General features: G+C 44.2%; 2 protein-coding genes and 2 pseudogenes. 2 read left to right on the forward strand and 2 right to left on the reverse strand.

The features are described from left to right. Positions 1-11: 11 nt before the first annotated feature. Positions 12-9,186 (reverse strand): annotated as a pseudogene (locus ACED46_RS16615) (RTX toxin). 249 nt (positions 9,187-9,435) lie between these two features. On the opposite strand from ACED46_RS16615, the pseudogene ACED46_RS16620 reads away from it, so the two are divergent. Continuing rightward, a pseudogene (locus ACED46_RS16620) lies at positions 9,436-11,283 on the forward strand (M3 family metallopeptidase). A gap of 299 nt (positions 11,284-11,582) precedes the next feature. Here the strand turns inward: ACED46_RS16620 and ACED46_RS16625 are convergent. After that, complete coding sequence (locus ACED46_RS16625; RefSeq protein ID WP_102398621.1) at positions 11,583-12,614, reverse strand: IS110 family transposase; 1,032 nt, start codon at positions 12,612-12,614, stop codon at positions 11,583-11,585. A 354-nt stretch (positions 12,615-12,968) separates the two neighbouring features. Between ACED46_RS16625 and ACED46_RS16630 the strand changes: the two genes are divergently transcribed. Then, a complete protein-coding gene (locus ACED46_RS16630; protein ID WP_371721941.1) occupies positions 12,969-13,649 on the forward strand; it encodes a hypothetical protein in 681 nt (226 codons plus the stop codon). The last annotated feature ends 131 nt before the right edge of the window (positions 13,650-13,780 follow it).

The following is a 13,780-nucleotide window of genomic DNA, read 5'->3' on the forward strand; positions in this document are numbered from 1 at the left end:
GTACATCTAACTTACAGCGTTAAATTATTGTCTTCTATCATTTTTTGTAAAATTTGTGCTTCTAATGCACTGCTACTGTCACCTTGATACAGATCGTCGTACGTGACATCAGCTAGCAAGATGTTTTGTTGAACGTCTTCGTCACCATTAGGTTTAATAGAAATGGTCACACCTTCACCAGATTCTTCTAAATCTAGATATTGTGTTGCCCCTAGCCCTGTATTAAGCCCTAGGCTTCCCAAAATACCCGAGAGGTCAATTGCATCAGTGTCTGGAGACGCATCAAAATCTTGAATCACATCGTAGCTTGGTGCTTCTGCACTCCCTAAGCCTGAAGATGCGAACACAAAATTGTCAGAGCCTGTACCGCCAATCAACAGATCGTTATCATCTGTCGCGGTAATCGTAGAATCCCCTTCAGCGACAAACTCAATCGATACGGTTTGGGGTAACCCGACCGCTTGGTTATTGCCTATCTCTGCAGACGGCTCTATCGTTAGGTCAAATTGATCACCACTGTTGTAGCCCCCGGTAATCGCTAGGTTAGGCACATCTGCCAAGTCCACCACATATTGACCATAGACCATAGAGCCGTGTGAGAACGTCAAACCTGCGGGAATATCATGAATTGTAATGAAGCCCACTTCTGAATCAGCAGGGTTTACAAGAGAAAGGTCTAAACCAAGAGGAATCGTGCCACTTGCTTCTGCCACGATCGAAGAATATTCAACGCTCAATAACGGTGCATCAGGCTCTGGTGTGATAATAAGCGTCATGTCTTGCGAGCTCGGGTCACCCGTGTCGACCACTAACTCACCGAGTACCGTATTTTGATCAACCGTTCGGCCGGTAATCGTAATATCGAGGTTACCAAACGCATCGCCTGCAAAGAATTCGAGCTCATCAACAGAACTTGCTTTAACGAGGATCGTCGCCTGTATGATGCCACCAACACTGGTGAAAGAACTGGTTTCTGATCCAATTCGAATTCGGTCTAACCCAACTAACCCTGATGGGTCCGAAGTTCCATTCACTGTTACCGTAATTGCTAAAAACTCATCACTGTTAGTTTCAAAGCTATTGGCATCAAGAGGAATCACGATGCCATCATCTTCACTTCCAGTGAGCTGTTCAGGTAAATCGAAGAACTCAACTTTGTCACCTATAGGGTTAACACCTACAGTAAATTCAGATTGTGTATAACGGATATCCGTCGTACCAATTTCTTGAGTAATCGCCTCTAGAGACAGATTAATGTCACCACTAAAGTCTCTTGGTGGCAGAATGACTAGATTAGATAACTGACTTGGATCCAGTTGCCACTCATAAGTAGGGTTACCATCAAAGGTCCCGCCATCGACGCCATTGTTAGGAACTAATTGGTAGCTGTCGCCCACCTTTATCGCAACAACCGCACCTTCAGGCACGCCTTTCAATGCCAAGGACATATTTTCAGAGCCATCTTGGTCAATCAGCTCCGCGCTCAATGATGACAATGAAATGTAGTTATCTTCGTCACCTACTATATCTTCTGTCACCAAGTTCGCCGCATCAGCAACAGGTTCAACGGTGATCGTCACTACGGTCGTTTTATCTTGCGTATCCGTTTCAGTTACGCAATCCGCTTCATCGGTAATATTGGCGGTTACTGTTAAGGTGATTTCGCCACTGTAATGCTCAGGTGGTGTTACCAACACATCACTCAAGCGGCTAGGATCGGTTACCGTCCAACTACCATTGCCGTTATCAACCAACAAGCCAGTATCAGCAGGACTCTCCGATAGTGTTACACCATTTGATACTGTGATGGTCAGAGAGTTAACTGTCTCCTTGCCAGTAGCACTATTGCCTTCACCCGTGATTAACTGACCGTCTTCAACGCTATCTCCAAGAACAAGCTCAAGATTAAGATCCGTGGCGATGTCTTCTTGAATCGTTGTCGAATCCGTGGCAACGGTGATGTCATCCACAACAGGCAAGACTTGAATACTAATAGTTTGAGCTGTCGTTACAGTCTCACCATTACACGGCGAGGTTTCAATCGTCTCTATCGTGAAATCAATACACCCAGCGAAGTCTTCGTCCAATCCAGTTAACGTCAATTTCGAGAGGCCATCGGCAGTGATCGAGTAACCGACTACTTCGCCAGCCGCGTCATATTCCGCAATAACACCATCACCCGAAATCTCGACGCCTTCAGGAAGAGAATCGGCAGGAATATAGAAAGAGATCGTATTGTCTGGGTCACTCGCTACATTAGTATTGAGCAAGCCCGTTAAATCGATATCTTCACCTTCATTAGTCTTAATATCACCACCCGGTTGAATGGGACTTGGTGGGCCAACAGGGTCACAAGTACCGCCACCGCCGTCATGGCCAGTGATCTGAATTTGGAATGAAGTATCAATATACTTCGAATCTTCGCCATCAATCACACGAGCACGAACCACAATATCCAGTACCGGAGTATCACTTGGGCTGGAAATCGTCGCATTATCTAAAATGTACGCTGCGAGCTCTTGGAAAGAGTCACTCGTTAGCCCATCCGCCGATATGATCCAATTCCCAGAGCTATCTTGCGCAGCACCATTAGGGTGCTCAACAATCAACGAATAGCCGTCGGGAATCTCGATCAAAATATAATCTAGGTACTCTGACCCATCGATATCCGCGTCGACGAACGTCACGGCGTTAGAGATATCAACAGGCGAGCCATCTGTACTCTGTAACAGCTCTGTAGAGCCTTCTAATCGAGTATCTAGCTCGACACGAGCATCGACAGTCACGCTAACGGATCCGGTAATATCTTTAATATCCGTTGCACCAGTTGGAGAGGTATCCGTGACTTCATAGGTGATAGGAATTGAGAATGTTCCGCTTAAATCTTCTGTCGCTGTAACAGAAAGCCTGCCGCTGCTTAGAAGATCCGAAAGCGTTGGCGTTGTTGAGTCCAGTAGAGTATCCAAATCTAAGCCTGAAGCTGGGACCTGAATAACACTCCCATCAAAATAAAGAGTGAGATCTGCAGGTAGGCTATCAATGACATATCCCGTCAAGGATTCGCTGCCATCAATATCCTGATTCACTGAAGGTTCAAGGTTCAGGCCGATTTGACTGTCTTCGATGCCTTGAGTACTGACCACTTGACCGTCTTCTTGATCAACGACCGGCGCTAGCTCTACTTTAAGTGTCATAGGAAACTCGCCCGAATCACCATCGGGCTCAGTTGAGATAGCAATAACGGTGAGTTCTAATTCACCACTAAAATCAAGAACTGGCTTGAGATACAGATCATCCAGTTGAGCGTTAGAGACTTGGAATACGGGCCCTGTCACATCATCAACATACGCAATCGTCAGCGATACTGGTTCACCCAACGCATCCACCAGCAAAGTGCCTTCAGGAATGTTAGTAAGCAGTATGTTGATCTCTTCTGAAACATCGTCATCCGTCGTTTGTATGAGGAAGTCGAGCTGTATTAACCCATCTTCATTCAAGACCGATTGGTTGCTGATGACTTTACTGTCACTGTCGTATTGCCAATGACCATTACCACCGTCTACCGCGATAGGTTCATCCACAACACCTTTCAAAAAGATATTGATGGTTTTTGTATCACTTGACGCTTGCCCATTGATAGGAATAAGTGAATCGATCGTCGACTCAGTCGCTATTGCTGTTACGTCTATTGACAGATCTTCAGTAAAGGAACTGATGTCTTCTTTAGGCTGAATATAAGCAACACCATTGGCGATAGCTTCGGCAGTGACTGAATAGGAATTATTGCCTATCTTTGCGGTACCATCACCTTCAACAGACCAGCCATCTTGAACTTGGATAATATAACTTAACGATTCAGAACCATCGGTGTCCGCCAAAGCGCCTTCAATAACGTCTTTGAGGTAAATAGCTTCATCCTCTAGTCCCTTGTAGTCTTTAACAGACACATGAGGAGTATCAGCATCAGGTGAAATATCGACAGTAACGGTATGTACAATACTTGCCGTTTTATCATCTGGGTCAGCGAATGAATTGCCAGACTCTGTTGCAACCGCAGTAATCTCAAACTCAAAGCGACCCGCTAGGTTGTCGTCAGCCCTGATTTCCATTTTATCAATCTGAGCCTGTGTAAGATTTCCCTTCTTTGACTGCGTTGCCATTTAACGTCAAATTCAAGCCGTCAGGAATCCCACTAATCTGGTAGCTCAATGTTTCTGACGTATCTTGATCCACCAGCTGAGCTGTTATGTCCAAACTGACTGGGTCTGAGTCATCTTCTACTGAATGGTAGGAGAATACGGAAGCCGACCAATCCGGTGCATCAGCCACCGGTAAAACAGACACTGCAACATCAGCCGTCAGTTCTTTAGGATCCGTATCAGTGCTAATGATTGCGTTGATCGCTAGGATAACCGTTGAGGTGGTATTGGATTCATGAAGCGCGGGACGATAAGTCAACTGTCCATTAGGCCCAGTGAACTGACTATCAATCGCTGCCAATTGACTTCCAGACAAGGTGACCTTGCCGTCTACAACTTGAAGCAACACCCCATCAAGGTACAAGCTACCACCGTTTAGCGATGCTTCTGAGAACTCGATAGCAGTAACGGTTTCGCTTTGGTCGACATCGCCGGTTGCCACACTTACAACGATAATCGCGTCATTGTCTTCTGTGGTTTCAGAATCTTCATAACGAATAAAACCTTCGTTATCATCCAGAATAAGCTCAGCAGTACTGGTAACTTTATCACCGTCCGCATCTCGCACCAGATAATCGATGTCATCGACGATCTTAGGATCTGCAGGGTTTGTTGATACATTGGGATTTGTAGTCAGCTGGTAGCTACCATCTGAAGAAAGCGTAAACTGACCGTAAGTAGACCCACCATCATAATCATTAATTAGATTAATCGTGATAGGAGTGCCTGCGTTATCAAAGGTATAGGTAGTACCGCGATAGTCAAAACTTACAATGGTTGCGCCATCGGCACCTGCGAATTTTTCTGTTAGAAATTGTCCATTAAGGTCATCACCCTCAACCATTTCAATTGCCCCTGAACGCGCAACTGGGACAGCATCTGTTACGTTGACAGAATAAATTGCCGGATCAGAGCTATCGCCGTCCGCATCGTTGACCACCAGTTCAAAATTGAGGGCTAGATTATTCTCTCCATCAGCATTGGCGTGATCGAGAGGTGCATAAAGGTCGAGCTCTGTTGTCCCGTCAGTATTAAAACGAATCCTAAATATATTGTTTCCATCAGAATCTTGACCGTAATACCAACCATCAGAATCGACAGCTTGCAGTGAAATGTCTTTCCCTGCACTCGAATATGAAAGTGCATCAAACGCAGCGGTGTCGACCGTCACAGAGACAACATCATCGGAACCTTCGATTATTCCTAACGAAGGGCTAGAATCTTCAACACCAACCTGTTCGCTGTCTCCAAGCAGACCGTCTTCATCAACAGAAATGCTTCCGATAACAGTAATTTTAGGGTTTGCACCATCGTAAATCTTAATATCAGATTCTTGTGTATCTCGTGAACCGTCTGAATCGATGGTGACGATTGAGGCTGGAATCGACAGCTCTGTGTCCTTCACACCGGTTCCGTGGTCTATTGACTGGTACAAATCAATCTCAACCGTGACATTCGTGGAACCATTGGCTTCTAAGCTAAAATCTTCAGGAAGTCTCACTTGGAAAACAGCATCGCCATTCGACAATACCGCATCAAACGTTCCATCCCCATTATCTCGCCAAGACAATGCTTCACCATTACGTGTCACCGCCTCACCGTCACTATCAAGAACGGCTTGGCCAGTTGTCACATCTAACCCCAAGAACACGAGTGGATCGTTGCCCGCACTCACGGCTAAGCTTGCACTCGCTGTTGTTCCAACACCAGACGGGGTTGTATCAGCAACAGGGTTTTCACTCAACTCGACCATGCCAGAGCCAATCGTAGGCTCCCCACCATCCGTAATCGAGACGTTCAAGGTTAATTGAGTTTCATCGTTGTCATCATCTTTTGCTGTGATGACAAAAGGAATTTGGTCGGTTCCATTCGTTTGGTCGAGGCCCTTGAATAGTTCAAAGGTGTAAGTGACATCAGTATCGATCTCACCTGACAGAGAGGTAAAGCTCAAGGTGAACGCTTTATTTTCAGCACTTTCAGAGCCAACATAACCAGTAAGTTCATTTCCGTCTGCAGAGACCACATAGATGATCTGTACACCCCCACTAAACAACTGCGGCTGATCTCCAACATCAAAAAATACAGACTCAACAAAGTCACTTCCGACGTTGAGATTGAAAGTGCCAGTATCTGAAACACTGCCGTGAATAAGATCTGATTCGTCCACAGCAGCATTGCTAGTTGAAGTTAATATTGGGTCGGCTCCATCCTGGATGATCCAGTCGAATTGCCCTTGTTTTAAAGAAGTGCCATCTAAATCCGTTCCATCAATAATAAGTGGCAGGGTGATGGAGTCGTTGCTGAACAGGTGGTTGATAGACTGTTCTAACACTAATGTGACATCTGCTAGAACATCGATACCACTAGCGACTGCACTCAACGTTAGCGTGAATATCGTTTCACCATTTGCTTGTGCGGTAATCGTTTTACCATCATTCGCTAACGTGTAGGTTAGAGGAAAGTTCTCATCTCCGGTCGTCAAGCCCAAGGCGTCTAACTGCACCAGAGTATTAGCATTAAATACAATAGAAGCGGGATCTGGATTATCTGATCCAGCGGAAACGGTAAACTGGCCGACTACAGTTTGAATTCCATCAGACACATCACCTTCAGAGCTGGTCGTTGTCCCATCAACAACTAGCCCTGCATCACCATCAAAAATATCAATGACCGCAGTGCCGTTTCCGAAATCATTACTGATGTCGCCAGCAACATAGTTGAAGGTGATGTTCTGATCAACTGTGTGGTCCAAATTCCTGTTGGCGACGAACGTCCAGTGGCCATTCGCAAATACGGTCAAGGTGCCTTCGCTAGTAGCAAATGAAACCGGAGAGCCACCAACAATCGTCTTGGTCGTACCATCAACTTCAACACTTTTTATCGTAAGTTGAGTATCCAAATCGATGTCGTTATTCAACACGTTCCCTGACGCAATCTCACCCTCGATCATTTGATAAGACTCATCAAAAACCAGAGGTTCAGTATCTTTGATGACAATAGGTAAACGTCCTATCACTAACTCCGTTGTACCATCAGCATCGGTTTGCAAACCTTCGATGAGCAGAGCCGTCAGAATTGAATCTAACCCAGCTTCCTGATCAATCGCCTTATAAAAATTGATATTTACGTTGCTGCCGGAAATTGACGCATCGAATACTTTTTGCCCATCGCTTCGTGTGCCAATTAGGCTTTGTTTATCAGCCGATACAGCAACGGTTATCGATAGGGTTTGAGAAGTTAGTGACTCTGCGATGCTTTGATCATCGCTAAAAGAGAAGTCCGCATAATCGATGCGAATATCAGAGGTCTGAGTTTGATTCCCAAAAATCCCGACAACAGTTTCTGAGAACACAACCGACTCGGGCAGTATAATGCTTGGCATATCATCGATAGCTTGATTGCCTACCGTATTGAAAACTTTGGCATCAACCGTCCATTCTGACGCCAAGTTTAGGGACGAGACATCTATATTTTCAACAACCCAATTACCTGATGCATCAACAACACCCTCAAACACAAGAGTCTGAGAGCCATCATTAACTTCAATATAAACAGGAAGACCTTCGGCAACATTGGTTGTGCCTTGCATGGTTGTAAGTTGGCCGCCACGAAATGCCAAAATACTAAAACCGTCTAGCGTATCAATGTCTATAACAGGCGAAACAGTATCAATAACAATTTGCCCTGCGCTATTTATTGCAGAAGCAGGGTTACCGGCAACGTCAACAGTATCAGCCTCAATTTGAATGCCACCATCGGAAAAGCTGGTTAGATCCACGCCTTCAACTGACCAAGCACCATCAATCACAGTTGCCGTCAGAACAATGACATTCGTTGTGCTGTCAGAAATACGAATATTGACCGTTTGGCCATCTTCTACGTTCTGTACCGTACCAAAGAATTTAGCCGACTGAATTTCGAAGCTATTGAGGACACCGTCGCCACCATCATCAACCGCAGCGGTGATGTCCGCTAGCGTATCTTTCACGATCGTGTCGGTCGCTGTTGTAGGGTTTCCAGCAATATCGATAGTATTGGCAACAACGGTTAGCTCACCTTCTGCAAAGCTTGAGTAGTCTTGAAGAGTCAGAGTCCAAGTTCCGCCGGATACTTCCGTTGTGTATTCTTGTATCGTTCCTTGGCTATCGGTAATTGAAATGTTGATGGTTTGCCCATCTTCTACATTGGCAATCGTACCAACTAGCACCCCATTCGATATTTCAAATTGATTGTAAAACTCATCACCAAAGCCATCGAAGTCAACCTCAATGTTGGCTAATGTGTCTTTGATTGTGGAATCGTTAGCTGCAATGCTATTGCCAAAATCATCAGCAATGACAGCATCGACTTGAAGATCCCCCTCCTCCAATGAAGAGAGGTCGACGCCATTGACGACATACGTTTCATCGCTTGTGATGGCTGTGGTGGTTACTGTGTTTCCGTTAACATCAGTGATGGTCAGAACAACGGTACGCCCGTCTCGAACATCCACTGCCGTGCCCGTAATCGTGACACTTGGTACTTCAAACTGATTTTCGTAACCGTCTCCACCATCCAAAATATCAACGGTTAATAGTGCACTAGGTAACAGAATATCAAGGTTACCCTCATTCGAGGTTGTATCTTCGTCGGCATATTCTGCAGGACGCGTATCAAAACCCGCCTCAGCGAGCGTTTCATCTAAGGTGGAACGAACATAAACAATAAATGAGGCGCTGGAACTAGGTTGGTCATTTACTGAGTTAGGCTGTTGAGGTGCGCTTTCAATGTTGTTGACGAGTTCGGTGACCACCTTTTCCAACTGTTGTTCAACTGCGGCGATTTGTGGTTCGGTTAGGGGCTGAGCCTCTTGTAAATTCTGAGGTTCAATGCTGACGACTTGCACGCCTTCAACTTTTGGCTGCGTAGCAGGTAATTGAAGCCAAGTCCCATCAGGGAATACTTGCCACACAACACCACCAACTTCGATATATAAAATAGGATCCATCCTAAACCTCTTCCTTACAAAAACGCTGACCTTGAGAACATCAATTTACTCAATAAAAAGCCGGAGAAATCAGCACACTCTCTTTAGTTAATACTAGCAAACAACAAACCATTAACAGTTAATTATCACTAATACGCTGTAAAGTAAACCGATAGGCTGTGACTGCATTCAGTTATATCTATCGTCACAAAATACATTCAATGAATGTGTCATAATGTTGAAATTACTGGTTAAATTTCAAGGAATGTCATGACTGCAACGAACTATCTCAACCAATTGAATCAAAAGTATCTTGCGACTCATAAAGCGAAAGAAGACTTCTTTTGGGATACATATATGGGTATCAGTGACGACCACGATGGTTCGACACTCGCACAGACTCAGTGGACGGAATTTCTAAGCGCTGCCGAACAGATTACTGCTATCGAAACGCAACTTGCTGCTATCGATAAAATTCAAGATCCTCTCGAAAAAGAGAGTACACTAACAGGCTTGAATGGTTGGTTAGCGACCTTTAGATCTCACGCTATTGAGTCTGAGCAGTCTCAGAAGCTCAAAGCCGATCTCATAAAGTTTGAGGCTGAACTGTTTGAGAAAAAGCAGAATCATGCGATGACTTACGTAAATGAAACAGGCGATGAAACGGAAGGGTCACTGCCTGTTTTAGGTTCAGCCGTTAGAAGTAATGGTAATGAACAAGTTAGGCTTTCTGCACATCAAGCATTATTAGATTTAGAGCAATGGCTGCTGGCTAACGGCTTTATTGAGCTGTTCAAAAAACGTAACCAATTTGCTCAATCACTGGGGTTTAAAACCTTCTTTGATTACTCGGTGGTAAAAACCGAACAGATGACGACAGAACAACTGTTTACGATTCTGGATGACTTCGAAGCACGCACGCGTGATAGCCATCAGCAAAGCCTAGCCAATTTGGCAGAGCAGAAAGGCGAGAATGCACTTCAAGCCCATAACTTTACCTACTCTTTTGCAGGTGACGTTATGAATGACTTGGATCCTTATGTTCCGTTCTCAAAGTCACTTCGACGCTGGATTGAATCTTTTGGTCGCCTCAACATCGAATACTCTCAAGCGACATTAAAATTGGATCTGCTTGATCGTAAAGGTAAGTACCCTAATGGCTTCTGCCATGGCCCTATCCCTTCTTTCTATGACCAAGATGCTTGGGTTGCGGCCCAAGTTAATTTCACTAGCAACGCTAAGCCCGATCAAATAGGCAGTGGCTATGATGGGATTAACACACTATTTCACGAAGGTGGTCACGCGGCGCATTTTGCTAATGTAAAAATGAACGCCCCTTGTTTCTCTCAAGAGTTTGCGCCGACTTCGATGGCTTATGCTGAAACACAATCCATGTTCTGCGACAGCTTGTTAAATGACGCTGACTGGCTAAAACAGTACGCTCTAAATGCGGACGGGCAACCTGTGCCAGATGATCTAATTAAAGCCATCATCGACAATAAACAGCCCTTCCGAGCTTACCAAGAACGCAGCATTCTTGTGGTTCCATATTTCGAGCGAGCCCTGTACGAATTAGCTGATGAAGACCTCACGCCTGAAAAAATCACGGCACTTGCTCGTAGCAGTGAAAAGGCAATTCTTGGATTGTCTTGCAGCCCTCGTCCACTGATGGCGATCCCTCACTTATTGTCTGATGAAGCATCTTGATCATACCAAGGTTATCTATTGGCTCATATGGCGGTGTATCAAACACGAGCTTATTTCACCGACAAGTTTGGTTACTTAACAGATAACCCAGAGATCGGGCCTTTGTTGGCGAAACACTATTGGCATAAAGGCAATAGCGTGAACCATAACGGTACAATCGAAAGCCTGACTGGGGAAGGTTTTAATGCCAAATATCTCGCTGACGAGTGTAACTTATCGCCAGAGGAGGCTTGGGCGATTGAGGAGCAAAAAATCAAACAGCTGTCGACAAGAGAACGTGCACCAGTCGCGGATTTGAATGCGAAGGTATCGATCGTTGATGGAGCAACTGAATTAGCGAATAATGCAAAGTCGAATGTCCAAATGTGTGATGATTTTGAGCACTTTATTATTGAGCAATACGGTCGATAGATTGAGTTTTAATGCTAATGAAAAAGGCAAAAATGAGTAGTGACATAACTCATTTTTGCCCCATTATGTATATGGAATCCACGTATTTACAAAGTGATTTTGGCAATAAAAGTTAAGATGCGGTCGTATATTCGGCTTCTTATTGAAGGAGCTACCCTCTAGCCTTTGATGTTTTGCGCACCTACTGTCCTTATCGCGCTAGCAGCTTTTTACAGCATGACAGAATGGCCAGGTTCTCAGTAGGTTGGTCTTACCTTTTATGCATCATCATTTTGTAAAATTTAAAAATTTGGTAGTGATTAATGAGTGAGTAATACTGGTTTATATTCAGTCTCATACCGAAGCATTGCCCACGCAGTACGTACCACTTTGTTAGCCAGTGCAATGCAGGCCTTCTTGAAGCCGATACGATCTATGATGCTCCTCAACCAAGCGTCCTTCTGAGTCTTCGGTTTTTCGGGTAGTCGCCCAACGTATGACATTGCGCCAAGATAAAGAAGCGAGCGTAGCTCCTTCACACCACCGCATTTATCGATCCCAATCATAAAAACTTTGCCTCCTGAACTGTGCTGTTTAGGTGTAAGACCAACAAATGCTGAAGCTTGTCTTCCATTCTTGAACTGCTTTCCATCACCAAGAGTTGTATAGAGCATCGCAGCAGTTGTTTCACCAACCCCTTCAATGCCCATTAATCGTTGGCACGGCTCTATCTGACGGGTTAAAGCATTTTTCTCTTTTTCGAATGCGATGAGTTTTGCTTTAAGTTCTTTATATTGCTCCCAAAGCATCGACAGAACGGATACGACATTGGAGGGTATTGGTGTATCGCCATCAAGCACGGTTTGAACCGACGCTTTTAAGCCTTTTTCACCTCTAGGGTTTGCTATCCCGTAGCCCAAAATTGTCCCTCTAATGTGAAGAGCTAGGGAAACAACACTACGAGATAAGAATCTACGGCTAGTTTCTAAAGAATGCATAGCTTGTTGTTCCAATGACTTTGGACGACTGTACTTGATACCAATTTGTATAGCGGCGTTAGCGATGGCGAGAGCATCATTATGATCCGTTTTATGACCTTCTAGGTATCCTTTCACCTTCTTAGGGTTAATGATTCGGACTTCATGCCCAAGTTTTTCTGCTAATTGCCCCCAGTAATGGCAACCGCAACAACCTTCCATGGCGACAATCGAAGGCTTAGCCTTTGCCAAGAACTCTTTCATCTTCTGGCGACTCAGAGGTTTATTGGACATTAGCTCACCATGAATGCTGATATGGCAGGCTTGAAGAACATTTTTTGCTAAGTCGATAGCGATAACATTTTTAGTCAACATATTGGAACCCTCGGTTTTTTCTCACACTCCTAAGTCTAGATTGCTAAGGAGGGAGTGGATTCCATACATCAAGCTACGACCGATTAGCAACTCAGTTCACTGAAGTATAATTTGACCTACATTTAGTAATTCCAAAAATACGGAAGTAAAGTCAGATTATACCTCTATCTAAGTGACCAAATTCAGCCTGCCACTATACTATTTAGCTGTTGTTTAGCTGAGGGTTAAAGAGGAGGGAGACGTTCAGGTTGTTTCACTAAACTCGATGAAATGATGGTAGCGTTTATGTGTGCGAATTTTGGTATTTGGTATGCTACTGTATGCTTTCTTGTTGGTTTGGATTAGGAAAGTAGTGTGCATAAAGCAGTAGTTAAAGCGATTAGTGATACAGTTGTTGAACGACTAAAAACACCTTTGATAGCTACTTTCATCTTCTCTTGGTTAGTGGTCAATCACTCAGTTGTACTTCAATTCACATTTGAAACCTTACCCAATAAGGTTGAACTAGCTAAAAGTCTACAAGTTGGTTGGTGGTATGGGCTGTTCCTACCTGCAATTGTATCTCTTGGTTACATACTCCTTATACCTGCCTTACAACTAGGTTTAGATTGGTTAGTTCTTAATACTCTTGGTGAATCACGTAAGAAGCATGATGTTAAAGATGCTAGGAATAAACTTGAATCTACACAGGAACACCAGATTAAGTTACGTGATAAAGAGTTAGAGAGCTGGGAGCAGGAAAGAAAAGAACTAAATGATGAAGTTGAGAAAGTACACAATGGTATGGCTAAGGTGTTGGCTCAACTTCATTCGGCTCAAGAAATGAATGAATCCTTAGAATCAGCAAGGCTAGAGATTGATTCAGATAGACAAAAGTTAGAGGATGCTATTAATAGAGCTGTCGAATCATTAGAGAAGCCAGCAATGAACGCTGGTTCGGGCTACGATGACGAAAGAAGTCCTGAAGAAGTTTATAAAGAAACAATTGAAATCCTGAGAGAAGTAGTATTTGACCCAGAAGACATCCCGTTCTGAGGTGTCTAAATAAATAACTAGATTATGATCTGCACCAGTGATACTGGACACTCGACTAAGCGAGTTGCCATACTTCCGGTGTTTTTCAAGGTAGTTGTCATCATTTGCTTACTTATTAAGCAGCTTCTCTT

The sequence above is a fragment of the Vibrio sp. 1S139 genome, assembly GCF_041439475.1.
Lineage (GTDB): Bacteria > Pseudomonadota > Gammaproteobacteria > Enterobacterales > Vibrionaceae > Vibrio > Vibrio crassostreae_C.

Coding starts and splice junctions, on each gene's coding strand:
- ACED46_RS16625 (WP_102398621.1), bottom strand. CDS start 12,614: ATGTTGACTAAAAATGTTATCGCTATCGACTTAGCAAAAAATGTTCTT.